The 24326-nt window shown below is 42.7% G+C and carries 21 protein-coding genes; 3 read left to right on the top strand and 18 right to left on the bottom strand.

Features of this window, described 5'->3' with window-relative positions; all coding sequences use genetic code 11:
• Positions 1-104: 104 nt before the first annotated feature.
• Positions 105-2561, bottom strand: a complete 2457-nt coding sequence (gene pbp1b / locus QM870_RS07860) for a penicillin-binding protein PBP1B (protein ID WP_414369258.1) — start codon at positions 2559-2561, stop codon at positions 105-107.
• A gap of 182 nt (positions 2562-2743) precedes the next feature.
• Here pbp1b and tyrS point away from each other — a divergent pair, with 182 nt between their 5' ends.
• Positions 2744-4000, top strand: coding sequence for a tyrosine--tRNA ligase (tyrS, locus tag QM870_RS07855; RefSeq protein WP_003004779.1), 1257 nt, complete (start codon positions 2744-2746; stop codon positions 3998-4000).
• Between the two features lie 62 nt (positions 4001-4062).
• Here tyrS and QM870_RS07850 read toward each other — a convergent pair whose 3' ends face one another.
• The 5 genes from QM870_RS07850 to QM870_RS07830 form a co-directional block, all read right to left on the bottom strand.
• Complete coding sequence (locus QM870_RS07850) at positions 4063-4476, bottom strand: DUF3021 domain-containing protein (protein ID WP_049472884.1); 414 nt, start codon at positions 4474-4476, stop codon at positions 4063-4065.
• Between the two features lie 9 nt (positions 4477-4485).
• Positions 4486-4941: a LytTR family DNA-binding domain-containing protein gene (locus tag QM870_RS07845; protein ID WP_049523750.1), complete on the bottom strand. Its 456-nt coding sequence runs from the start codon at positions 4939-4941 to the stop codon at positions 4486-4488.
• A gap of 18 nt (positions 4942-4959) precedes the next feature.
• A complete protein-coding gene (locus tag QM870_RS07840) occupies positions 4960-5802 on the bottom strand; it encodes an ABC transporter permease (protein WP_150905138.1) in 843 nt (280 codons plus the stop codon).
• Positions 5802-6668 carry an ABC transporter ATP-binding protein gene (locus QM870_RS07835; RefSeq protein ID WP_201088996.1) on the bottom strand — a complete coding sequence of 289 codons (867 nt, stop codon included), beginning with the start codon at positions 6666-6668 and terminating at the stop codon, positions 5802-5804. Before QM870_RS07835 ends, QM870_RS07840 begins: the two co-directional genes overlap by 1 nt.
• Positions 6669-6792: 124 nt before the next feature.
• Positions 6793-7110: a winged helix-turn-helix transcriptional regulator gene (locus QM870_RS07830; RefSeq protein WP_150905136.1), complete on the bottom strand. Its 318-nt coding sequence runs from the start codon at positions 7108-7110 to the stop codon at positions 6793-6795.
• Between the two features lie 87 nt (positions 7111-7197).
• Here QM870_RS07830 and QM870_RS07825 point away from each other — a divergent pair, with 87 nt between their 5' ends.
• Positions 7198-7515 (top strand): YciI family protein, encoded by a 318-nt coding sequence (locus QM870_RS07825; protein WP_150905134.1) that lies wholly within the window; start codon positions 7198-7200, stop codon positions 7513-7515.
• Positions 7516-7622: 107 nt separating this feature from the next.
• On the top strand, positions 7623-8477 hold the full coding sequence (locus QM870_RS07820; RefSeq protein WP_155199245.1) for a putative RNA methyltransferase: 855 nt from the start codon (positions 7623-7625) through the stop codon (positions 8475-8477).
• Positions 8478-8561: 84 nt separating this feature from the next.
• Here QM870_RS07820 and QM870_RS07815 read toward each other — a convergent pair whose 3' ends face one another.
• From QM870_RS07815 to QM870_RS07760, 12 genes are all read right to left on the bottom strand, one after another.
• Positions 8562-9125 (bottom strand): NAD(P)H-dependent oxidoreductase, encoded by a 564-nt coding sequence (locus tag QM870_RS07815; protein WP_155168041.1) that lies wholly within the window; start codon positions 9123-9125, stop codon positions 8562-8564.
• The gene (locus QM870_RS07810) at positions 9125-9718 is read right to left on the bottom strand and encodes a TetR/AcrR family transcriptional regulator (protein ID WP_414369257.1); all 594 of its coding nucleotides are present in this window, start codon (positions 9716-9718) and stop codon (positions 9125-9127) included. The genes QM870_RS07815 and QM870_RS07810 overlap by 1 nt, the downstream gene beginning before the upstream one ends.
• Before the next feature lie 197 nt (positions 9719-9915).
• Complete coding sequence (locus tag QM870_RS07805) at positions 9916-11220, bottom strand: response regulator transcription factor (protein ID WP_414325137.1); 1305 nt, start codon at positions 11218-11220, stop codon at positions 9916-9918.
• A gap of 10 nt (positions 11221-11230) precedes the next feature.
• A complete protein-coding gene (locus QM870_RS07800; protein WP_414369256.1) occupies positions 11231-12877 on the bottom strand; it encodes a sensor histidine kinase in 1647 nt (548 codons plus the stop codon).
• A 2-nt stretch (positions 12878-12879) separates the two neighbouring features.
• Positions 12880-13491 carry a YesL family protein gene (locus QM870_RS07795; RefSeq protein ID WP_023919676.1) on the bottom strand — a complete coding sequence of 204 codons (612 nt, stop codon included), beginning with the start codon at positions 13489-13491 and terminating at the stop codon, positions 12880-12882.
• Between the two features lie 171 nt (positions 13492-13662).
• Positions 13663-15144: an ABC transporter substrate-binding protein gene (locus QM870_RS07790; RefSeq protein ID WP_024055443.1), complete on the bottom strand. Its 1482-nt coding sequence runs from the start codon at positions 15142-15144 to the stop codon at positions 13663-13665.
• Positions 15145-15223: 79 nt separating this feature from the next.
• Entirely contained in the window at positions 15224-16156 is a 933-nt protein-coding gene (locus QM870_RS07785) for a carbohydrate ABC transporter permease (protein WP_003004100.1), read from the bottom strand.
• A gap of 13 nt (positions 16157-16169) precedes the next feature.
• A complete protein-coding gene (locus QM870_RS07780; protein ID WP_003009701.1) occupies positions 16170-17099 on the bottom strand; it encodes an ABC transporter permease in 930 nt (309 codons plus the stop codon).
• A 227-nt stretch (positions 17100-17326) separates the two neighbouring features.
• The gene (locus QM870_RS07775; RefSeq protein ID WP_269795854.1) at positions 17327-19207 is read right to left on the bottom strand and encodes a beta-N-acetylhexosaminidase; all 1881 of its coding nucleotides are present in this window, start codon (positions 19205-19207) and stop codon (positions 17327-17329) included.
• On the bottom strand, positions 19201-20070 hold the full coding sequence (locus tag QM870_RS07770; RefSeq protein WP_023919683.1) for an ROK family protein: 870 nt from the start codon (positions 20068-20070) through the stop codon (positions 19201-19203). Before QM870_RS07770 ends, QM870_RS07775 begins: the two co-directional genes overlap by 7 nt.
• A 90-nt stretch (positions 20071-20160) precedes the next feature.
• Positions 20161-22806, bottom strand: coding sequence for an alpha-mannosidase (locus tag QM870_RS07765; RefSeq protein WP_023919685.1), 2646 nt, complete (start codon positions 22804-22806; stop codon positions 20161-20163).
• Positions 22807-22882: 76 nt separating this feature from the next.
• A complete protein-coding gene (locus QM870_RS07760) occupies positions 22883-24163 on the bottom strand; it encodes a glycoside hydrolase family 125 protein (RefSeq protein WP_023919687.1) in 1281 nt (426 codons plus the stop codon).
• Positions 24164-24326: the final 163 nt, after the last annotated feature.

The following is a 24326-nucleotide window of genomic DNA, read 5'->3' as shown; positions in this document are numbered from 1 at the left end:
TTGGACAATATTTCAAATAAAGCACACGACAAATTAGTTATCACTATTATATCGTTTTTTGCTCCAAAAATCAAGGCTTTCTCTAGGTTTTCTACTGGATCAGACTAGCGTCGATTGCCGCGATTGGAACTATTTCGATTTGAACTATTGCTTGACGAACTATTGGTTGTCGAATTGTTCTTATTATTCGACTGATTGCCACTGGTATTACCGAGAATGGCTGCCCAAGCACTTTGATAATCGCTATCCGATCCCCCGATGGCAAAGCGGTATTGAGTGGTTGGCGCTCCGTTTTTGGCCCAAAGGCTCGTCACCATTTGACCGCTCACATCGATATCCCGACCATTGACATTGACGCGGCCCGGTCTTTCACCAGTCGATTTGAGCACTTCAGAGCGGATCACACTCTTATCGAGAGTGAATTTATCCTGAATCCCAAAGAGACTTGGATCTGCTTGGTAGATTGCATTCGCCAACTGCGCCATGTATTGGGCATTGTTGTTGTATCCAGTCAAGGTCTGCATGGAAGCATTGTTGTCATGACCGATCCAACCTCCTAAAGAAACATTAGGGGTGGACAGCATCAACCACATATCTCCATTTGAGTTAGTGGTACCGGTTTTTCCAATCCAGTCTGCACCTGCCAGCGTTGGGTTGACTTGGCTAATCCGTGACTTAAAGGTCGTTGTTGCACCAGACGTAATAACCCCGCGCAAGAGATCCTGCATAATCGTTGCCGTTGCTGGAGAGTAAACACGAACAGGATCTGCCTCGTGCTTGTATACCACATCTCCATCTCGATCAATGATTTGCTCTACCATGTAGCGTTTGAGGTAGTTCCCATTGTTAGCAATGGTTTGGAAACCATTGGTATGTTGGGCAACAGTGACCTCAATTCCTCCCCCCATCGGCAGACTCTCAATGCCATATTCAGGGATATCATAGCCCATTTTCTTCATGTAGGATGGGACATCCACACCTTTTTCACGAAGAGTCCGGTAAGTCCAGTAAGCTGGAATATTCCATGAGGTATTGAGGGCCTCACGGAGATCCATCATGGCTGTCCCTCGGCTATCCACGTGCATGATCGGCTCCCCACTTGAGAAATTAGTCGGGTAGTTAGAAAGGATGCTATTGCTTCCCATCAAGCCTTGGTCGATGGCAATCCCATAGGCCAACAGTGGTTTGATTGTAGACCCTGGGGAACGCTCTGTATCAAAGGCATGGTTGTTTTGGTTGCCGTCAAAATTCCGTCCACCGATAAATCCTAAAACGGCACCCGTTCGGTTGTCCATAAGGACATTCCCAACTTCTACAAGACCCGTCCCATCATCCAAGACGCTTCCAAAATTCGCTACCGCGGCCTGCATCGCATTGTGAACTGGTTTGTTAATCGTGGTTTGAATGGTGTAGCCACCTTCGCGCAACTCGCTCTCAGCTAATTCTTGGTAAGCCTTGACGGTTTCATTATTTTTCAAGTCTTGCTTGGTGACATTGTCTCGCTTGATCAAGTAATCATACATGGCTTCTTTTGCTTCTTCCATGGCTTGGAAGTAGAGGTAGTCATGCGGTGTTTTCTCGATACCATCTGGAGCCATGAAGTCTTTGGTCAAGTCGTACTGAGCATAGGTCTCGTAGTCTTTTTTCGACAAGGCTCCCGTCCGGTACATATTGAACAAAACGTCTTTGGCACGGGCCAGACCTAACTCGAGGTTCTCCTTACTCTTTAGGCTACCGTCTGCAGCATAAGGAGAGTAGACAATCGGACTCTGTGGCAAGCCAGCGATAAAGGCCGCTTGTGGAACAGACAAGTCTTTGGCAGAGACGCCAAAGATCCCTTGAGCTGCAGCTTCCACACCCGCAATATTTTGTCCCCGATTGTTTCGTCCAAAAGGCGAAACATTTAAGTAGGTGGTTAGGATTTCATTTTTATCCATTCCCCGCTCTAAAGCCAGGGCATCGACAATCTCTGTCGCCTTACGAGTAAAGGTTGGAGCGTCTCCCACGACTTGCTGTTTGATCAACTGCTGGGTCAGGGTTGATCCCCCACTAGAGGAGCCCACACCGGCTACAGATCCGAGTGTTGCCCGAAGAACGGCTTTAGGCACAACCCCCTTGTGGCTTTCAAAATTCTCATCCTCAGTAGCGATCACAGCCTTCTTGACATTGTCTGAAATGGCGTCTCCTGTTACTGGTGTGCGGATCAAATCACTGTCCACTTCTGCAATCAAGCTCTTATCGGAATAAGTCAGTTTTGAAACACTGCTGACGTTGCGGACCTGCTGGACCAATTCTTCTGTCTTTGGAACCTTGACATTGCTAAAGAGGCTCGCCGCATAACCAATCCCGATCCCTGCACCAAATAAAAAGAGGCACACGAACAGGGCGATCATGACATCCCACAAGAGTTTGAGGGTCCTCAAAAATGTCGCAAAAATATCGCCGACAGACCAGCTACTTTCCTCATTTTTTTCCTTATTCGGAGTTTCTGTATACATCTTTGCAAAGAATTTTTGGACTTTCTTCCAAAACTCTTGCAGCTTCTCTTTTAATTGATTCACTGATTCTTTCTCCTTGTTCCCTATATTATAGCAGATTAGGCCCTTTGTTTTCAATCACAAGAGCGTAGAAATCGTCACTCATTCTTCCTGGGTAAGGACAAGAAAATGATGGAAACCATTGCCATTTCCCTGGTTTATGGTAGAATAGAGAAATGAATAAACTTATAAAGGAGAAAAGACACATGCACATTTTTGATGAGCTAAAAGAGCGTGGTTTGGTATTTCAAACGACGGATGAAGAAGCCTTACGCAAAGCACTGGAAGAAGGTCAGGTTTCTTATTATACTGGTTATGATCCAACTGCTGACAGCCTTCACCTTGGTCACTTGGTTGCCATCTTGACGAGCCGTCGCCTTCAACTAGCAGGCCACAAACCTTATGCGCTCGTTGGCGGTGCGACTGGTCTCATTGGTGATCCGTCCTTCAAAGATGCTGAACGTAGTCTCCAAACAAAAGAAACTGTACAAGAATGGGTTCGCTCCATTCAAGGGCAATTGTCTCGTTTCCTCGATTTTGAAAATGGTGACAATAAAGCCGAAATGGTCAACAACTACGATTGGTTTGGAAGCATTAGCTTTATTGACTTCCTTCGTGATGTCGGAAAATACTTTACGGTCAATGCTATGATGAGTAAAGAATCTGTTAAAAAACGGATTGAAACAGGGATTTCTTACACAGAGTTTGCCTACCAAATCATGCAAGGCTATGACTTCTACGTCCTCAACCAAGAACACAATGTAACCCTTCAAATCGGTGGATCTGACCAATGGGGAAACATGACAGCCGGTACTGAGTTGATGCGTCGTAAAGCAGATAAAACTGGTCATGTTATGACTGTGCCTTTGATCACAGATGCAACTGGTAAGAAATTCGGTAAATCAGAAGGTAATGCGGTCTGGCTCAATGCAGACAAAACATCTCCATACGAAATGTATCAATTCTGGATGAATGTGATGGATGCGGATGCTGTGCGTTTCTTGAAGATCTTCACTTTCTTGTCACTTGATGAGATTGAAGAGATCCGCAAACAGTTTGAGGCCGCTCCTCATGAACGCTTGGCTCAAAAGATCTTGGCGCGTGAAGTGGTTACCCTCGTCCACGGCGAAGAAGCCTACAAGGAAGCCCTCAACATCACCGAACAACTCTTTGCAGGAAACATCAAAAACCTTTCTGTAAAAGAACTCAAACAAGGCCTTCGTGGTGTGCCAAACTACCAGGTCCAAGCAGAAGACAACCTCAACATTGTTGAACTCTTGGTCACAGCTGGTGTGGTAAATTCTAAACGCCAAGCCCGCGAAGATGTTCAAAACGGAGCTATCTACGTCAACGGCGAACGCATTCAAGACCTTGACTATGTCTTGAGCGATAGCGATAAATTAGAAAATGAATTGACCGTTATCCGCCGCGGTAAGAAAAAATACTTTGTTTTGACTTATTAAGAAAGTAAAACCACGAAGTTAATACGAAACTTCGTGGTTTTCTTATACACTTTTTTCTGGGACTATTTCCCTTTTCTGCGATACAACAATGCTTGGTTGATTCGTTGAGTTTTTTTATGGAGTTGCCAAATCTGGTAAAGCCAGATCAGGCCGTAAATGGCTAGAAAGATCAACCAAGGAATCGGGCTCCGTAAGGCTGCCCCCCAGCCAAAAAATAAGTAGGTCAATGCTAAGATGGTAGCTGTCACAACTAAATGCAGGACCACACGCAAACTATAGGTCAAAAACTCTTCTTCCTCAAGAATGAACGTCAAAACTCCCATTGTTCCACTCATTAAAAAGATCGCTAGGATGTTGCGTACATTCACAGCGGGATAGACGATGTTGGGATAGATATGGGATAATAACACCAAACACAAATAAAAGAAGGATCCTGTCCTCATACCAGATACAAAATAAGCTATAACTCGTTTCATCACTTTCTCCTATACCCCTAAATAATCCATCAAGGATTTGACATATTTCCGACTGACACTTGATTTCACTCCGCGTGTCAGTTTAGCCATCATATTGCCTGAAAAACTATCCGATAGCGATTCTAAATGGTCGATATTCATCACCGCGTGGCGTGATATCTGTAAAAAATTACGACGATTAATCCGATGTTGAAAATTTGTCAAAGTATCTCTGACGGTGAACGTTTTGTCTGTCGTATAAATGGTTAGCTGATTCTTATCAATCTCGGCTAGAATAATGTCATCAATTTTCACCATAATCAAATGATCATCTGTTTTGATAGGAATCACTACTTGATTCACTGTCGAAAATTGTTCGAGATAGTCCATCACCTCTCGTGCTTGATCAGATAATTGCTTGGCTTGAATGACCACACAGGGGTTGCTTTCTGCGATATCCTGTTTTTCCTCAAAACGAATCTTCATTCCTACTCCAATTCTCACTTACTTTCTTTTACTCGATCTTTTTGCCAAGGAAATCCAAATCCCCAAAGCTAGAAGAATACCTCCTAACACTATAAGGTATGTTTGTTCCTTTGTCAATAAAGCTTGCCATTTGAGCTGAACGCCCATTTTTTCTTGAAAATCTCGAAGAAGATCATCTCGCCCCTTAAAGGTTTCGCTCACTGCTTCTTTCATGAGTACTTGTCGATAAAGTGCAGCAATATAAGTTGCTGGAGTACATTTCATTAGTAGTTGTGCAAAATCAGGTAGAACACCTAAAGGTACATAAGTCCCTACCAAAAAACCGGAAGCTGTACCCACTATGGTCGCAAACTTTCCAAGACTGTCTACGGATTGGAAAAAATAAACAAAAATGGCATTCACTAAACTAGAAAGCAGGCTACTAAACAGCATGATGAGGAGTACTTCAGGTAATAAAGATAGTGCTGGAGCTTCTCTAAAATAGCCACACATCAGCACATACATAAGGACTTGCATGAAAAAAGAGATGATGATTGCGCTCGTTAGATACGAAAATGGTAACCGCCACTTTCCTTGATCCGATAAATAAAGATCCTGATCTACTTGATGTTCACGGTCCTTTACTAACTGAGTCAGGGCAGCCAGACTTGTCGTAATCCCTGTCACAGCCAGCGTCCCACTCATTAACCAATTATTTAACACAGGACCACTATTTGGGAGCTGAGCCCAAGCATCTGTCAGATTTTTTTGAAGAAAAATAATATAGAGAACAAAGGAAATCAAGGCTCCCAACAGGGAGAAGAAAACTCCTGAACGATTCCTAAAATACAATAAAAAATTTCGCTTTAGTACGGCTAGCATTAGCGGACCTCCCTTCCTGTAAGTGCAATAAAGGCATCATCCATGGTCCCTGGACGAAACTCAAAATGGGCTAGATTATCTCTAACTTGCGCCAGATAATCAATGGCTTCCCTTTCACTCTTGGGTTGAAAAATATACTCCAATTGACTTTGTTGCTCTACTGACATTCCCGAAGATTTGAGACTTTCTATCTGCTGCATCTCCTTGAAACGAATCTTCAAGATATTTTTTGCATACTGGCTCTTAATATCTAGTGCCGATCCTTGAGCAATCACTTCCCCATGGTCTACAATATAAATTTGATCAGCTTCATCTGCTTCGTCAAGATAATGCGTGGTCAATACAACGGTCATTCCCTCTTCTCTCTGCAATTGATAGAGCAAATCCCAAATGGACTTCCGGGTTTGAATGTCTAAACCTGTCGTTGGCTCATCTAAGAACAAAAGGTCTGGACTGTGTAGTAGAGCACGCGCAATGTCAACCCGACGCTTTTGACCACCTGAAAGCGTCCCGTATTTCTGCTTTTGGAAAGCTGATAGGCCTAGCCGATCAATAAGATCAGACACACGATCAGGTTTTAAGCCTTTATACTGTTTCGCACGAATGGTCAGATTTTCCCTAACCGTTAGCATCTCATCTAAGACACTAGTCTGGAAGACCACACCAATTTTCGTACCTGGTTCATAGATGATTTCACCTTGCGTTGGTTGTTTCAAACCAATCAACATGGAAATCGTTGTTGATTTCCCCGCCCCATTTGGTCCTAGAATCGCATTAAAGGTTCCCTTTTCAAACTGTAAATGAATATTGTTTACGGCTAAATGATTTCCATATCGTTTACTGATGTTTTTAGCTTGTAATATCATGTTCTCTCTCCTTTTGATAGAACCAGTCTAGCAAAAAAGCCGTTTAAAAAACGGCTTTTGGGGATAAGTGGTTAAAATGAAGAGATGAGTGGCGAGATAGAAGAGATTAAAATGAGGGAAAAATTCATTGCAACCATTCTTTTCCCCATTGATTCAAGTCCTTTAAAATCGGCATCAGTGATTTGCCTTTTTCTGTCAGCTCATATTCTGTATGGAGTGGCATCGTTTCAAAATCATATTTCTCAACCAATTGGTTCTCTATTAAAACGTCTAAGCCACGTGTCAAACTGATAGTTGTTATCCCTTCAACTTCTCTTCTCAATTGATTGAAACGAACTCTCTTATGCTTGTTTATAACCCATAATATATTCATCCTCCATTTCCCACCAACCACATCTAAGACTCGAGACATACTACAGTTCCAATTTTTATTTGTTAACATTTTTTCTCCTTACAAAAATGTGCCTACTATTCAGGTAGTTTGTAAAGTATTATAATCTATTTATCATTTATTTTAAAGGAGTCACTTATGTTTATTGTAAACCTTACCTATATCAAGCCCCTTGATGAAGTTGAAAAACACTTAGAAAAACACATAGATTTTTTAAATCAGTATTATACAAAAGGTCTTTTTATCGCATCTGGAAGAAAAAATCCAAGAACTGGCGGTATCATTCTCATGAGAGCAAAAAATAAAGATGCTGTCCAAGAAATCATTGCACACGATCCATTCTATCAAAATGAGATTGCTCAATATGAGATCATTGAATTTGAAGCAAGTAAGTATTGTCTAGAATTGAAAACCCTCCTCAGCGATCCATTGGACGAAAATGAGGAAATTAAATAAAGAGACTCAAGGTCCATTCAATACCGCGTAGAACCGTTAAAAAAGTGTGACTTAGTCCCATTACAGCATCGGTTGCTATCTAGAGGCTCTTTTGTTACACTACTAATATGAATACACCGATCAAACCAAAATTACAACGATTTCAAACAGCCACTGCCTTTGCCTGTCCCATCTGTCAATTGGACCTAGAACTTGTGGGGACCAGTTTTAAATGTCCCAAGGGCCATTCTTTTGATTTGGCGAAATTTGGCTATGTCAACCTGGCTCCCCAGATCAAGCAATCAAAGGACTATGACAAAGAAAATTTTCAGAATCGCCAGCTGATCTTAGAAGCAGGGTTTTATGAGCCGATTCTAACAGCGATCGGACAAAAAATTCCGACCAGTGATGCCAGAATTCTAGATATCGGTTGCGGAGAAGGTTATTACTCCCGAAAGCTACAAGAAGCCTATCCCAAGGCTACTTTCTATGCATTTGATCTTTCAAAGGAATCCGTACAACTAGCTGCCAAGAGTGATGCTAGCTGGAAGGTCAATTGGTTTGTAGGAGATTTGGCTCATTTACCCATTCAATCTAAGAGTATGGAGGTCATTTTGGACATCTTCTCCCCGGCTAATTACGCTGAATTTGAACGTGTCTTAAAGACAGAAGGGGTGATCATTAAGGTCGTCCCAACCTCTTCTCATCTAAAAGAAATTCGTCAGTTGGCCCAAGATCAATTGACCAAGCAATCTTACTCCAACCAGGAAATTTTGGAGCATTTTGAAGACCACTGCCAGATCCTCTCATCCGAAACGGTCAGCCTCACCAAGAGTTTAACTCCTGAAGAACGCCAGGCGCTCCTCGCCATGACCCCTCTTCTATTTCACGTAGACCAAGAAAAAATCGACTGGACCCAACTCACAGAAATCACCATTGAGGCCCAAATATTGGTTGGGAAAATCAAGATACAAAGAACGTAAAATGAAAAGTAAAAAGGCTGAGACAAATCGTCTCAGCCTTTTACTCATCTTCTGCATGCTCTGTCATGACTTGTAAAGCACTTTTTAAATTCTTTTTGCTATTTGTGCGATTTTTTCGAGTTCTTCTTTCCGTTGACGATCACTCATATATTCCACTCGTGTAACTTGTGTCACTTTAACCGGTTTAATACCACAGGGTTTCAAGATTTGGGATTTTAGAACCTTTGCGTAGTCTTGAGAAAAAGGAAGAAAAATTTTTGGCGTATTATGCGTCGTAATGATCCACGCTTTTCCATCTAGTTGCCCCACCGGACCTCGAGGTCCATTCTGATAAGCAAAACCTGCAACAAAAACACGATCAATAAAACCTTTTAAAATAGCTGGCATTCCACTCCACCAAGTAGGGAAAATAAAAATCAACTGATCCGCCCAACTCAATAAATCTCTATACGGTTTCATGTCTTCATTATGCTGTAAATCTCTCCTTTTATGCCTTTCATCAAAACGTAAAACCGGATCAAAGTTTTCTTTATATAAGTCTACTATTTTAACTCTATGATATGGTGCTAAATGTTTTTGCACAGTTTGTAGGATTGATGCATTATAACTTGTTTCATTCGGATGTGAATAGATTATTAAAACATTCATCAGCTGTCTCCTTTTATATAAATATCAAGCATCGTTCTGACGGTCTTTTGAACATCATTTTCTTTAAAGCTTTCTCCAACAGGACTCCTTACCAATAGAGCCAAACCAGCAATAAAACTCCAAAAATGGATCAAAATTTCTGCGTCACCACTAGAAAGATTTTCCTCATTTTTAAGTCTTAACGCTACCGACTTAAAATGTTCAAATCCTGGTAAAGAGGAGTTGACTGAAATAGTTTCCTGGGATAACTCCATATAGTTATATGGAAATTTGATAAATAATGCTTCAAATAGATAGGTTTCCTCTTGGGCAAACCTTACAAAGTTACAGCCCATCAGAGTTAGTTGAGTTCTTGCATCTATGGAAGTATCAATTCCAAGTATCATATTTTTCAAAAAGAACATTGATAAGTGTTCCATAACAACTTGAATATATCTATCTTTACTTCCAAAATGCTTATAGGGAGCTCCATGAGTCACCCCACATTTTTGAGCTATTGTACGCATAGACATCCGGTCAATCCCGTTAGTTCTGATTTCTTCAATGCCGACCGAAATTAACTTTTCTTTCAGTTCTTCCGTATTCCGTTTCATTTGACCACCTTTTCTTATCAAAGTATACGTCGTCTACTTTTTATAAAGTATACACTGTCTACTTATATTTGTCAAATAAAAAAATACTCAAAAGTTAGCTTCATAGTCTCTGACCTTCTGTTATGTACTCACCTAAGGAAAGTTTCTAAGAAGACGTTGTCTTCAATCAAAAGGCTGAGACAAATCGTCTCAGCCTTTTACTCATCTTCTGCTTGCTCTGTCATAACTTGTAAGCGATAGGTTTTAGGCGATTTTCCACAGAGTTTACGGAAAACCTTGTAGAAATAGCCTACATTACTGTAACCGACTTTATAGCAGATATCTTCAATGCTGTCATTGGTCGATAAGAGGAGCTGCTGGGCAGCCTTAATCCGCTGTTTATTGAGGAGTTCTGCGAACGTTGCATTGGTTTCTCGTTTAATCAATTGGCCTAAATAAACTGGATTAATAAAGAGAGCCTGACTAATGTCCTTGAGTGACAGCTCTTTTTGGTAATCACGGCTAATCACTTGGAGGACACTCGCTACATTTTCGTTCATCCGATAGTGGGATAAGAAACGGGACAACTCTTCCTGGATGAAGCTAATCATCTCGCTAAAGGTAGCAGCTTCTTGGACTTTCTTGACCACATCGGCCAAATCATCTCCTTGCAGGTATTCAAACAAATGAAAGACATCCATCAAAAATTGGATAAAGAGTTGCTTGGTCAGCGAAACCTTGGGTGTCTTCTCAAGGATCATTTTTTCCAACCAATCCAGTTCTTCTAAGATCTGTTGGATATTTCCTTGCATGATCACCCGGTAGGCTGGCTCGTAGTAATGGAAGACCTCTTCGTCTTGATTGAGAGGGGTCGCTCCATAAAAGAGACTCCGCTCCACTAGGTCCTTAAATTGACGAAAGTGCTCTTTATAAGGAGGCTCAAAGGCCTTCTCAATCATAGCTTCTTCTTCTTGATCTGAGATAAAGAGTTGAAGATTTTGCTCGAGAACTTGGTAAGATGAGCTGATAAAGCCTTTTTTCTCCTTAGCAACCCCAATCCACAATGAATTTCGTCCTGCGATATACCGACAAAACTCTTCCTCAGAGATATCATCGTGAATCAAGCGGTTGGCCAACTCTTGGCTTGGTTGCTGGATTTGGTGCTGAATTTTTTCTAGAATATTGCCCATCTCCACCTTATTGACAGGTTTAAGCAGGTAGTCTGCCACACGCAAATTGAGAGCTGTCTTGACATATTCAAAATCCTGATAGCCTGACATAATGATAAAAGCAGCATCTGGCATCAAATCCTTCATCTCTGCAATCATCTGAAGTCCGGTCTTTCCAGGCATATTGACATCCGTGATCACCACATCCACCGGATGTTCTCGCACATAATCAAGGGCCTGGTCGGCATCTTCTGCAGTTGCGACCACTTCCATATTCCAGTGGTCAAAGGGGATTAATTTTTTTAACCCTTCTGTAATCATATACTCATCGTCTACTAATAAGACTTTGTACATTCTGTCTCCTTTATTCATCTTGAATGGTTATCGTATAGGTCACTCCATGGTGAGGTTGGGAGAAGACTTGGATATGGTAGCGATCTCCAAAATAGAGCAACATGCGTTCATGGACATTGACAATTCCGATGGACTGCCGGCCACTCTTTTCTTCGATTTCTGAGCGTGGATTGCGATTGGCTAGTATCTCTTGAATTTTTTCTAACTGTTCTTCTTCCATCCCGCGCCCATTATCACTGATCAGGATCATGACTTGCCCTTCTCCTTGCAAGACTTTGACACTAATCACATTGTCCTTGCGTTTGTGATCCACTCCATGGGCAAAATAGTTCTCGACCAAAGGCTGGATGGTGAATTTTGGAATTTTCATCTTTTCCAAGCCTGGATCGATCTTAAAGCCATAGGCAATCGATTTTGGATAACGCACCATACAGAGGTAGCTGTATTTGCGGCAAAATTCGAGCTCATTTTCAACTGTCGTCACTCGCTCATCTGAGATATTGTTGCGCAAGAGACTACTAAACTCATAGATAATATCACCCAATTCATCCTGCTCTTGCATGACGGCATACATCCGGATAAATTCCAGTGTATTGTACATGAAGTGGGGATTGATCTGGGCTTGTAGGGCCCGCATATTGGCATCTTTTTGGCTGAGCTGCAGCTGGTAGATATCCCGAATATTCTTATCCATATTGTCTAACATGGTATTAATCATATTACCAATAACCAGCAGTTCTTGGTCCTTGGTCGAGGTATCGATCCGTCGTTCACTCTCACCTTGACTGATCAAATTCATGGTATCGACCAAATCGAGGACTTGACGCCGGTAATTTTTGAAAATCTGCCGTAATAACAAGTAAAGGATCAAGAAAATCAGGAAAGCAATGGAGAGAAAAGTGGTCAGATTAGCTAGACCCTTTTTGACCAGATAACTTTCAGAGACAGCTACATCCACCTTGTAGCCATAAATCGTGCTACGGGTTTGCCATTTAACATCTTTTGATTGCCCCTTATCCCCTTCATGGTACATCTCTTTCCCAAAGGGAGTGAAGATTTGCACAGCGACTGGAAGATCGCCTCTGGCATTATCAATCGCTGCCGTTAAAATTTCTTGGTCCAGTGTCATATAAGCGATCCCAACTCCAGCACCCGTAGTCGGATCTGTCAAAGGAACCGGAATGGCTGTCGCAGGAGCCTTGTAATGGTCCGCTGAGACTTGCTTGCCTCCCTGTGATTGCCGGGTAGAGACAAATACCGTCTTGTAATCAGACAAGGTGACATCGATACCCTCGATGTTTTTATTGCTCAAATAGAGGCTGTCAATATTCTTATGTAGGGACAATTGGATATAGGAAGGGAATTGGGCATTCAATCTCCAAGTCTCATACTCCGATGGTGACAAGGTAAAATAGCGATAAACTCCTTCTAATTTTGCAGGGTTTTCAACGAGGCTACGGCCTTCTTGTGTGACCCGTTGATAAGAAGTCTCGAGATCCGTCACCACTTCGGTCAAGACCCGTTGGGCGATCCGGTCGGCTTCAGCTTGCTGGTTTTTCCAAGAGATCCCCGCTACGACGAGACCCATAATGGTCAAAATGACCACCATGACATAGGCGTAGAATTTTAAAAGCGTACTTAACCAGATTTTTTTCATCGTTAGGATACCAATTTTTCGTGGATGTTTTGATAAACAGGGTCAAAGATATCATTGACAAAGAAATGCCAGACGCCGATCAAGACGAAAAAGAGAAGTGCTGGCATATAATAGCTAATGACGCCAAGTAGCGCGGTTCCAAGGATGAGCTTCAAAACCGGACGAATGTCCAGCAACATTCCGATCAAACTGAGCTTGATACTGTTGGCATAAGAGAGATCGAAATGAACTTGCAATTTCAAATAAACGGCGTAAGCTAGAGGCGCAACCAAGAGGAAAACCAGATTAAACAAGAGAACCAAAATTTGGAAGAAATTCAAGTGAGGGATCTGGATCATGAGGTACATGCCATAAAGGAGAACCCCTTCAATGGCAAAGAAGGTGTAAAAGACTTGATTAGCCGGGCGTAGATTTTCTTTGAAGAGTTCCCAAGCGCGTGACCAATGATAGTCCTTGTAGGTCATGCCATTTTCCGCATAGAGGCTCATGATAGTGGCACTAGCCGGTCCTACTCCTAGCAGAACACCCCCACAGATCGTCAAGACCCAAAAAATCCCTGTTACCAGCATAGCAACATAGACTCTCGTAAAAATGAACTCGATGATTTTTCCCATCATTCAGCCTCTTTCCCAATTAGTTATTCTATTATATCATAAAAATAAAACGCTTTCCTCATATTTGCATTAGTGAATTGAAATATTGATTTTCATTTCCAGGATTCATTTTCATAAAAACTTAAAAAGGCCTTGGAGACAGCCCCAAAGCCTTTTCACACGACCTGTTTCTTATTTTTTAGAAGCAAGGAATTCGTCGTATTGTTTTTGCATTTCGTCAAGCACTTTTTGGTAAGCACCTTCTGATTTCAATTTTTCAAGCATCTTAGGAACTTCTACTTCAGGATCCACAGTACCAGTATTGATCGCACCTGCGAATTGGTTCAAAGTATTTGTAAGAGCAGTGATTTCTGATTTCACTTTATCTGTGTTAAAGATGAAACCAAGTGCTGGAGATTCTTTTGCAGTTTCCAAGTCTTTCTTAGATTGTGCAATTTGTTCATCTGTTACGTTTTCGTTGATGTAAAGGATCCAGTTGTTACCAGTGTTCCATCCAGACATGTGAGTGTTTCCGTTGTAGCCATCCAAGACTTTGACACGGTTTTCTTTACCTTCAACTTTTTCCCAGTTCTTGCCTTCTGGTCCGTAAACAAGACCGTTCAAGAGTTCTGGGTTTGTATTCAAGAGGTTCAATACTTCCATTGCTTTTTCTTTGTTCTTAGAGTTGTTTGAGATAACAAAGTTAGCTACTTGAGTAGTATTGTTCTTCTTGTAAAGTTCAGTAAATGGTTTGATGTCGATCTTACGGTTTGCTACACGAGAAAGCAAGCTATTGCCGTAGTCAGCTGGTCCTACTGTTTCTTCACGAACCAACCAAGTATCTTGAGAAAGGTCATAACCAGTATCGCTTGTTGCTACGTCTTTTGGAATGTATCCTGCTTCGTAATATTTGTGAAGAGTCTTCAAGTTTTCTACATAACGAGGAATGGTGTAACGGTCAACGATCTTCGTAGTGTCACCTTTCAAGTCAACCACGAATGGAAGTCCATCAACAGCTACGTAGTCGAAGTCATCTGAAGGTCCACCGTAGCTCTTGTTCATTGCAAATGGAACAACGTTTGGATCTTTTTCTTTGATGGCTTTCAAGACTGGTTCAAGAGAAGCATAGTCTTTCACGTTTGAAACGTCGATACCATATTTTTCAAGAAGTGGTCCGTTGAAAGCAAAGTTTTGAGAAGATGCAACGTTAGCTGCTACTGGAACAGCATAGATCTTGCCATTTACAGTGTTCCCTTTGATATAAGCTGGGTCAAGTGCTTTGTAAAGGTCTTTCCCTTCTTTCTTGTACAATTCTGTCAAGTCAGCATAAGCACCTTTTTGAGCGTTAATGACATAGTTATTAGCAAAGGCAATATCATAGTTTTCACCAGATGAGATGATAACGTTCATTTTTTGTGCGTAGTCACCCCAACCAAGATATTGGATATCCAATTTTGCGCCAACTTTCTTTTCAATGATCTTGTTGGCATTTTTAAGAAGAACATCCAAGTTATCTGGTTTATCACCGATTTGGTACATCTTGATGATTGGTTTACCGTCTTCAGTTGTTGCAGATTTCTTGTTGTTACCTGTAAGGCTTCCACAAGCAGCAAGAGTAGCTCCAAGAGCGATGACACTAGCAGATGCTAACGCATATTTTTTCCAATTTTTCATAAGAAAAATCTCCTTTATGTTATTTTCTTTTTAGACTAAGTTATGAGTTGAAAATCCTGTTGATTTTCAATGAACGATGTTATTCTTTCACACCACCGATGGTCAAGCCTTTTACAAAGTAGCGTTGGAAGAATGGATAGAGAATGGCGATTGGCACTGTTGCCACAACCACCATGGCCATACGTCCTGTTTCCCGTGGGATGGATTGTACAGCTCCTGCCAATTGGCCGGATACCCCGACATTTTTAGCGATGTAATCCATATTGTTTTGGATTTGCATCAAGAGGTATTGCAATGGGTAAAGGTTGTCACTCTTAATATAGAGGAGGGCATTGAACCAGTCATTCCAGAACCCTAAAGCGGTGAACAAACTGATGGTCGCAATCCCTGGTAGAGACAATGGCAAGCAGATTTGGAAGAAGATCCGTGTTTCACTTGCCCCATCGATCCGAGCGGATTCAAGGATAGCTTCTGGAATGGTCCGTTTAAAGAAGGTCCGCATCAATATGATGTTAAATGGACTGAGCAACATTGGGATAATCAAAGCCCCGATGGTATCACCTAACTGCAAGAGTTGAGTGGTCACAATGTAGCTTGGAACCAACCCTGCACTAAAGAGCATACTAAGGAGTGAAAATACGGTAAAGAACTTGCGGTATTTAAAGGTACTCCGTGAGATTGCGTAAGCATAAGTTGTGGTGATAAAGACATTACATGCTGTTCCCACAATGGTCACAAACAAGGTAATGAAGAGGGCTTGCAAGATTTTGTCTTTGAACTGTACCAAGAAGAGGTAACCATCAAATCCAAATTTTGCTGGCCAGAATTGGAAACCATGGACTGCCAAACTTTGTTCGTCTGTCAAAGAGATCATGACAACGAAGATGAAGGGAAGCACACAGGTCAAGCCGACCAAGGTCAACAACAAGGTAAAGAAGAAGTTGCTCTTCTTACTGAAAGAATGGATCCCGACATTATCAATTTTTTCTTTTTGAATGGTTGATTTTTTCATACGATCCTCCTTTCTAGAAGAGAGCGGCATTCTTATCAATGCGACGGGCAATGATATTTGAGATTAAAACAAGAACCAAACCGACTACCGATTGGTAAAGACCGGCTGCTGCTGTCATCCCGATATCCCCTGACTTGGTCAAACCGTTGTAGACATAAACATCAATAACGTTGGTCACACTATAGAGCGCTCCAGCATTATGCGGGATTTGGTAGAAAAGACCGAAATCTGCGCGGAAGATATTTCCGACTGCAAGAATAGTCAAAACCGTAATCAAGGAAGACAACTGAGGAATGGTGATGTTGCGAATGCGTTGCCACTTAGACGCACCATCCACAGTCGCTGCTTCATAGTAAGTTGGGTCAATTCCCATGATGGTTGCATAGTACATGACACTACTATAACCAAAGCCTTTCCAGATTCCTAAGAAGAGGAGAAGCGCTGGCCAGATCCACAATTCCGAGTAGAAATTGATGGCTTTCATACCAAATGAAGTTAAGATGTGGTTGACCAATCCTTTGTCCACGTTAAGGAAGGCATCGGTGAAGAAGCTGATGATAACCCATGATAGGAAGTATGGGAAGAGCATGGAGGTTTGAAGCACCTTGACCACTCTTTTTGATCTCAACTCACTAAAGATGATGGCGATCCCAACGGAAACAATCAATCCTAAGAAGATGAATCCTAAGTTGTACAATACCGTGTTTCTTGTAATAATGTAGGCATCTTTGGAACTAAAGAGGAACTTGAAATTGTCAAAGCCAACCCACTTACTCTTCATGACACTGTCAATGAAGCCCTCTCCCGTAATATGATAGTCCTTAAATGCTACGATATTCCCAAAAACCGGAATATAGAAGAATAAGATTAACCACGCTGCACCAGGTAAGACCATTAAAAGAAAAATGAAATTTTCTCTCAGAGTCCTTACAAACTTTTTCATTTAACTCCCCCCCTTTGAGCCTTGAGCGTGTTTATTTGCTTTGGTAGCGTTTACATCACCTATTATAAGATAGCCCATTTACATTTTCAAACTCCTAATTATAGAAAAAATTCTACAAATTTATGACATAGCTTTAAAAAAGAGTAGAAAAGGGTGGTCGTAAAGACAGCTCCTCTTCTACTCCTAGCCACTGTGGATGAGACTTCTGTCATCCAACTTGGCATTTTTTACGTTGTATAAATGGTTGAAGCCGTCGCAATAGTATGCCACTGGTTAGCCGTTGTGGCTGCGAAGTCCTGATCCCCGTAGAAATCGTTGAATGGCAAGATCTCTACTTCTAGTTCATCGATACGAGGGATTTCGCCTGCTAGGTAGTTTTCAATACGGCTTTCAGCTCGCTTGATCCGCTGCAAGAGTCCACCCATACGAATATCTACGGTATCCAAACCAAAGACCTTGTTTTCTTTCAACCATTGGTGGCTAAAGAGAGCATGTAAGTGTTCAATCTGGCTTCTGAGTTTTGGTAATTCTTCCCGAGCAATTTGTTGCAAGCTCTCTTTATCACCTGCGTGATAGGCCTCACGGATGCGTCGACCTACATCCACTTTACTACTTAAAATGGCATTCAACTGAGCCTGGGTTTCAAAGAGATAGGCGTAGATGCCTGCTTTTTCTTTGATAGCAGCAAGAGTCTCAGCTGCTTGGGCAAAGTGTGGCTTATCCTGTTCAGGTGTCATGTGTTTGTCAAGAATTGGGCAGAGAACATCCTGATAAAAGACATAGCGATTGGGGTTAATGCCACTGAGATTGTCTGGTAGGTCTGGCAAGAGGTTGGCCAGATCCAGCTGCATAAAGTCCTCAACGGATAGACCAGTATTAGTCTTAAAGTGAGCAGATAGACACTCTAAATTATTGCGATAGCTGAGCTCCGCCCAGATTTGTAAGCTCGGTAGGATCGAGAACTGGGCTGTTTCACCACCATTGTCCCCCCAGCCCGTCACAATGACTTCCTTGATCTGGTTGGCACGGCAAGCTTTATTGGCTTCAAGAGCGATGAGACGACTGAAATGGTTGTGGGGTGTGAAGCCAATCCACTTCCAAGCCCCACCAGCAAAGGCGATATCTTGGCTAATCTTGTGGTGATTACGGAAGTTACGATTGTATTTTTCCTCGCTATCCTGATAATAATCCCAGTAAACCAAGGTCACACGGTCTTTGAGACGGTCTAGATAAACTCGTGTTTCTTCTGGAATGTCCACCTCACGATCGTACTGGCCATCTGCTGACATAAGCTTGAAGAACATATCGCTCCACATCTGGCAGTGGAAACCATACTTATCTGCAATATCCAGCACGCGCTCCAAGTGTTGGCACATAAGGAGACTCCGGTCCACAATACCGTTCAAGATAAGATAACGACCCAAACCAACCAGGTGGGCTTCGTCCATCCCGATATTGACCTTGCGCGTTTGTAGTTTAGATAGCGTCGCAAACATGCCATCAATCAGGTCATAAACTTTTTCTTCACCGATAAGGAGAATGTCCTCTACATCGCGGAGTTCCTGCACTTCTTTGACACCCCATTTGACAAAGGCTGACAAGTGGGCCAAGGTTTGGATGCATGGGACAAAGGTCATGTCAAACCGCTGGGCATAGGCTTCAATTTCCTGTAACTCTTCAGCTGAGTATGCTCCACGGAAATAACCAAAATAAGGTTGCCCCTCAATCTGATAGGTGTCTTCCATGTAGAGCTCAAAGGTTGAATAACCCATGAGAGCCAAGACTTCAATCATCTGTTTGGCAGATGCGACATTGATCACGGCGTTGCGCGAACAGTCCGCCATATAGGCCAAATCTTCGTAAGCCGCTTGTTCTTCAATCTCTACCTTGTCCCCTTCTGCTAAAGCTGTTGCTAGAACGGATAAGGCGCGGTAAAGTTGATGCGGTTTGCGGTAGGTCAATTGATACTGTCCACTCTCACCCTTGATAGAGATAGAAGCATGGTCAGACTGACCAACCGCCACTTCTACATCTGGTAGAGAAATGTGATTTTGGAGCAACTCTAAAGCTTGCGCTTGTTTACTGCTGATTCCGGTAAAAGTTACCATTGGTTTTCCTCCTGTAACCAGTTGACAAGGGCACCGTAGAGATTGGCATCTGCCTGATAGGTGCAAGCTTGAATCACTGGAGCAATTGTATATTCTTCATATCTGTCCACAAAAGTATCTACTGCTTTTTGAACCCCTCTGATAAAATCTGGATTCTGACTAATAGAGCCACCCAGGCTAATGACATCTGGGTCGATGAGATACTGGATATTGAGCAGTCCTTGGGCTAGGTTGCGATTCATCCGCTCAATAGCTTCTTGGCAAAGGGCATTGCCTGCTGCCGCCTCTTGGTACACCTTACGGCCATCCCAGTCAGACTGACCAGATTTTTCAATGACATAGCGCACCATATTTCCTGTTGATGCTAGTTGTGACCAGTTATTGAGCTTTTCTGCAGGTTCGATGGTTGTCATGTAGCCAAACTCACCGCCCAAGCCATGACGACCACGGTGAAGCTTGCCATTGATGATCATGGCGCCACCGATCCCTGTACCAATCACGACACAGGCTGCATTTTCAATCTCAGGATGCGCCAGCAATTCACTCAGTCCAACACAGTTGGCATCATTTTCTAGATGGACAGGTAGCTTGTGATGAGAAAGGGCCTCATACCATGAAAAACCATGGATGTAAGGAATGGCACTGATCCCTTCAATTACCCCTGTTTCTTGGTTAACAGCCCCTGGCACACTCATAGCAATCCCACGGTAGTCACGTTCTGACAATCGCTGGTCCAACCAAGCCAACAAATCTTCTAGAGTTTTTGGCGTTGGGGTGCTGGCCTTATCTAAAATCTTTCCATCCGGAGTGAGACTAGCAAACTTAATCCCAGTCCCTCCGATATCAATCGTTGCAATGGTCATTGCTTTTACCTGTAAAAAGGAGCGAGTCAGCAGTTGGTTCTTACTTTTTCGCTCCTCCTTTCCTTTTATTGTTTCTTCAGCTGCAACCAGCTAGACTTCTTCTTTTTTAATCCATTCTGTCCGGATTTCTTGCGGTGCCAATAAACCTGTATGGACCGGATACGGTTGTTCAAGAAGATCGACAACCGTTTGTTGTCCTTCTGACACGCGCACATTTTCTTGGCTCATATTGTAATAGCGAAGGATGTAACCTTCTTCATTTTCTGCTACCTTAAAGGCTGTTGGACAAACCTGAGGATGTGTCAAGGCTGTATGCTTGAGTAAGCTACCAGATGCTGCTACACTTCCTTCTTGTTTTTCAACTTGAAGGCTGGTCATCGGTGTCTGCAAAGCTTTAGCTCGGCGATAAGCAGAGAAGCGTCCCTGAGCTTGATGGCATTCTACTGCATATTCAACCTCAAAGTCCCGTAAGCATTGTGCTTCTGGTGTTGGGAAATAGCCCCAGTCACCAAGTTCACCGGAAGCACGGAGAAGTGTTACAGCTATCATATCGTCTCCAAGGATTTCGTATTCATGCAATCCTTTATTGGCCACTGTTACCCCTTTGACGTCATCATACAAGCTGACGAAAGCTTGCTGGTGTTGAGGATTTTCAGGATTTTCCCAAGAAGCAGCCGGTTTATTTGGCCGTGTGACCACCTCATAAATGCTTTCCGAGTCATTGCTTGGACGAGTGTTATGAGTTTTGACCAAGAGACGAATGCGGTGATCCTTAGCAGTATTGGTAAAGCGTGTCTTGAAGCGAATTTGCGGGTCATCCACAAAGATGGTCATCTCCGTTTCAAGAGGGATGGTTGTCATCTCTTCTGAGCGACTTGCCTTGCGGTTCATAAACTCGATAATGCCTCTTTGCTCCGCATCCAATTGTTCATCCGCGCTAACCGGGATCGTCAAGTCATGCTTGAGCAAGATTTTGGCATAGCGAGCATTGTTTTCCAAGACCTCATAAGCTGTTAACTCCGCATAGATCGGCTCGGTTCCTTTTGGTTGGAAGTAGATATATTCATTACCGATATCACCACGATCTTCAAAACGAAGGAAATCCTCATAAGCCTCATTGGTCGTTTTATCATAGAGGGTCAAGCCATCATCGATACTAAGGGTTACAAATGGCGTATCAATCACCCCATTTTGGAAAAGACCATCATGATGAGGTGCTTTGCCTTCCAAGAGCTGGAAGGTGGTCCAAGAAAGAGGCGCTAGGTGAACCGGAACCGTCACGCGCACTTGACGCGCGATATAAGGTTGACGGAATTTATCCTTAGGCAGGGTATAGCCAAAGCTTGCTCCCAAGTCCTCAATCTCTGCTTCTACAAGATGCCCATCTAAATCTTCTACGTGGTAGTCTGGCAAGGTCAAAGCGGCCATTTTCTTGAAGCCTTCTGTCGGATGCAATTCCTTAAACGGACAAACTGCTACATCGACAATCGTGCTGACGGTATCCACCTTATTATGCAAGCCAGTATTGATGACCGTAAAGAGGTGCTCACTCTGGGCTTTTTGAGTTGCTAGCTTACCCTTCCATTCGTTCAGAAGGTTGGTCTTGACGAAGTTTCCAACTTGGTTGACCTTGGCAAAACGAACTTCCATTTCACGGTGAACATCATCTACGCTACATCCACAAATACTATCGTGTGGCGCATTTTGTAAGAGTGTCTTCCAGGCATAGGTCAATTGATCCTTGTGGTTGTGCCCACCAGTAATGATGGTCAAAGGTTCCACCACTTGCTCGAGCAAGTTGCTGTTTTCTTGGAAGGCTTGCTTGAGATAAATCCGAGAGGAAGACGTATTTGCCAGTGTGTACCAACCATCGGTTTCCTGACTGGTCAATTCTCCTGTAACTGTTGATAATTGCTCAGGAAGCGCACTTTCCACTGCTTGCACATATTCATCAAAAGAGCTATGGATAAAGGTCACGTCAGGAAATAGTTCGTTAGCCACGCGAATTGCTTCACTCAAGTTTCGTTGAACTGGTTGGTGGTCGCAGCCGTTCATCATCAACCATTGGTTGGTGGAGGCATAGTCACGAACATCTGCCAATTTTTGTTTCCAAAAAGCCAAAGCTTCATCTTTATCCACTGGAATTTCGTTCCCATTACTGTACCAGTTGGCAAAGAGAATACCTAGCACACGGCTACCATCCGCCCCTTGCCAGTACATTTCAGAAAATTGAGAGGTGAATTGCTCATCTTCGAGGACTTGGTTATCAAATCCGATTGGTTTAACACCACGACCAAAGGCTGCTACGTGAATCCCTGATTTTTGAAGGATTTGAGGGGCTTGCCCCATATTTCCAAAGGTATCTGGGAAATAACCAATCTGAGTAGATTTGCCCCATTTAGCGCATTCAGCCTGTCCAATCAAGGTATTGCGGACATTGGCTTCACTAGAGATCAGGTAATCATCCTGCAAAATATAGAAGGGACCAATCTTGAGCTTGCCCTCGTCGATATAGCGCTGCACCTTGTCACGGTTTTCAGGGCGAATTTCTAAATAGTCGTCAAGGACAATGGTTTGTCCATCCAAGTGGAAACTTTTGAATTCAGGGTCATTTTCAAAAAGATCAAAGAGATTGTCAAAGAGTTCCACCAATTGCATGCGGTGACTTTCAAAAGGTAAATACCACTCACGATCCCAGTGGCTGTGAGAGATGATATGTACAACAACATTTTCCATGAGTAAAACCTCATTCTAACTTAAATTTAAAAATATATTTTTGATTCTTTCCCAGAATCTGTTAAGCGACAGCTCATTAGCGAATATCCAAGTAATCCAAGACCAATTCACAGAACATCATGTTGGCCCAAGAGAACCATTCACGCGAGTATTTGGTTGGATCATCTACATGGAAACTTTCGTGCATGACGCCCGTGCCTCCATCGCAGGCAACCAACTGGTCCAGCAAATGTTTTTTCTCAGCTTTATCATTTGTTGTCAATCCTTGAATGGATAAAGCAATCGGCCAGATATAGCGATAAAAGGTATGAGAACTTCCGAGCCCACTAGCATACTTCCCTTCATAGAAGTAAGGATTTTCAGGGCTCAAAATCGTCCGACGAGTGGCTTGGTAGACTTCATCTTCGATCGCACAATAACCAAGATAAGGAGCCGCCAACAAGCTTGGTACGTTCGGATCATCCATGATGCTAGCATTTCCCAAACCGTCTACCTCAAAGGCATAGATTTTCTCACCCTTGCTGTTAGTGGTGTAGGCGTAGTTTTCGATCCCTTCTTGAATCTCCGCCTGCAGGCGTTTGGCATCTGCAATGATGCTCTCGCTATCGGCTAGATTCAATGTTGCGAAGATTTCTTGCACATAACCCAAGACAACCACTGCAAACATATTGGACGGAATCAAGTAACTATACTGACAGCAGTCATCACTTGGACGAAAGGCTGACCAGGTCATCCCTGTCACAGCGAAATCTGGCCCAAAGCCATCATTCACCAGCGTGTCTTCCTTACGATCTGTATCCCGAACAAAGCGATAAGGGGAATTCTTGTGGTCTTGTTCCACTGTCCAAAGATGAAGGATTTCCTTGGTCGCTGTAACAAAAGTCTCATCAAATTGGCTAGTCTCACCTGTTTCCTTCCACAGGAGATAAGCCAATTGCAAGGGATAGCAAAGCGAATCCACTTCATACTTGCGCTCCCAAATCCAGCCATTCAAATCGGTGTGGTCGGTCTCGTGGTGGCCTTTCCAGTTCTCCTCAATATTAAAAGAGTTAGCATAGGGATCCTTGAGGATCAAGGTCATCTGGCGTTTGACCAAACCAGCAATGGTCTGGCGCAAACGAGGGTCTCTTTTTGCCACATGAAGATAGGGTCTCAATTGAGCCGTTGAGTCACGCAGCCACATAGCTGGGATGTCCCCTGTTAACACAAAGGTTGAACCATCTTCTAAAATTTCAACTGTGTTGTCCAAAGTGTCTGTATAACAACGTTCAAAGACATCCACCCACTCCGGGTACTCCTTAGCTCGCTCAGCCACTTGATCCAACCATTCTCGCACAATTTCTTTTGAATAGGTCATTTATTTTCCTCACACGTATCGATTCTTTCCTATTCAGTATAAAAGATTTCAAAGGGGAAATACATACGCAAACTATAGCCCTTTTTCTACAAAATTTTCCATTTGATAAAAACGCTATCATATTTGACAACACTTTGATACAATGAAGAAAATACCACCGCGT

This window comes from Streptococcus parasanguinis, assembly GCF_047463195.1.
In the GTDB taxonomy this organism is placed as follows: domain Bacteria; phylum Bacillota; class Bacilli; order Lactobacillales; family Streptococcaceae; genus Streptococcus; species Streptococcus parasanguinis_R.
Note: the sequence above shows the minus strand (reverse complement) of the source record. Positions and strands in the feature narration are given on the sequence as shown.

What these genes read in the sequence shown, in the direction of transcription:
- QM870_RS07765 (WP_023919685.1), bottom strand. Translation starts at nt 22,806, where the DNA reads ATGGAAAATGTTGTTGTACATATCATCTCTCACAGCCACTGGGATCGT.
- QM870_RS07810 (WP_414369257.1), bottom strand. Translation starts at nt 9,718, where the DNA reads ATGAAACGGAATACGGAAGAACTGAAAGAAAAGTTAATTTCGGTCGGC.
- tyrS (WP_003004779.1), top strand. Translation starts at nt 2,744, where the DNA reads ATGCACATTTTTGATGAGCTAAAAGAGCGTGGTTTGGTATTTCAAACG.
- QM870_RS07840 (WP_150905138.1), bottom strand. Translation starts at nt 5,802, where the DNA reads ATGCTAGCCGTACTAAAGCGAAATTTTTTATTGTATTTTAGGAATCGT.
- QM870_RS07805 (WP_414325137.1), bottom strand. Translation starts at nt 11,220, where the DNA reads ATGTACAAAGTCTTATTAGTAGACGATGAGTATATGATTACAGAAGGG.
- QM870_RS07835 (WP_201088996.1), bottom strand. Translation starts at nt 6,668, where the DNA reads ATGATATTACAAGCTAAAAACATCAGTAAACGATATGGAAATCATTTA.
- QM870_RS07790 (WP_024055443.1), bottom strand. Translation starts at nt 15,144, where the DNA reads ATGAAAAATTGGAAAAAATATGCGTTAGCATCTGCTAGTGTCATCGCT.
- QM870_RS07815 (WP_155168041.1), bottom strand. Translation starts at nt 9,125, where the DNA reads ATGAATGTTTTAATAATCTATTCACATCCGAATGAAACAAGTTATAAT.
- QM870_RS07770 (WP_023919683.1), bottom strand. Translation starts at nt 20,070, where the DNA reads ATGACCATTGCAACGATTGATATCGGAGGGACTGGGATTAAGTTTGCT.
- QM870_RS07785 (WP_003004100.1), bottom strand. Translation starts at nt 16,156, where the DNA reads ATGAAAAAATCAACCATTCAAAAAGAAAAAATTGATAATGTCGGGATC.
- QM870_RS07800 (WP_414369256.1), bottom strand. Translation starts at nt 12,877, where the DNA reads ATGAAAAAAATCTGGTTAAGTACGCTTTTAAAATTCTACGCCTATGTC.
- QM870_RS07780 (WP_003009701.1), bottom strand. Translation starts at nt 17,099, where the DNA reads ATGAAAAAGTTTGTAAGGACTCTGAGAGAAAATTTCATTTTTCTTTTA.
- QM870_RS07820 (WP_155199245.1), top strand. Translation starts at nt 7,623, where the DNA reads ATGAATACACCGATCAAACCAAAATTACAACGATTTCAAACAGCCACT.
- QM870_RS07760 (WP_023919687.1), bottom strand. Translation starts at nt 24,163, where the DNA reads ATGACCTATTCAAAAGAAATTGTGCGAGAATGGTTGGATCAAGTGGCT.
- QM870_RS07775 (WP_269795854.1), bottom strand. Translation starts at nt 19,207, where the DNA reads ATGGTAACTTTTACCGGAATCAGCAGTAAACAAGCGCAAGCTTTAGAG.
- QM870_RS07825 (WP_150905134.1), top strand. Translation starts at nt 7,198, where the DNA reads ATGTTTATTGTAAACCTTACCTATATCAAGCCCCTTGATGAAGTTGAA.
- QM870_RS07845 (WP_049523750.1), bottom strand. Translation starts at nt 4,941, where the DNA reads ATGAAGATTCGTTTTGAGGAAAAACAGGATATCGCAGAAAGCAACCCC.
- QM870_RS07795 (WP_023919676.1), bottom strand. Translation starts at nt 13,491, where the DNA reads ATGGGAAAAATCATCGAGTTCATTTTTACGAGAGTCTATGTTGCTATG.
- QM870_RS07850 (WP_049472884.1), bottom strand. Translation starts at nt 4,476, where the DNA reads ATGAAACGAGTTATAGCTTATTTTGTATCTGGTATGAGGACAGGATCC.
- QM870_RS07830 (WP_150905136.1), bottom strand. Translation starts at nt 7,110, where the DNA reads ATGTTAACAAATAAAAATTGGAACTGTAGTATGTCTCGAGTCTTAGAT.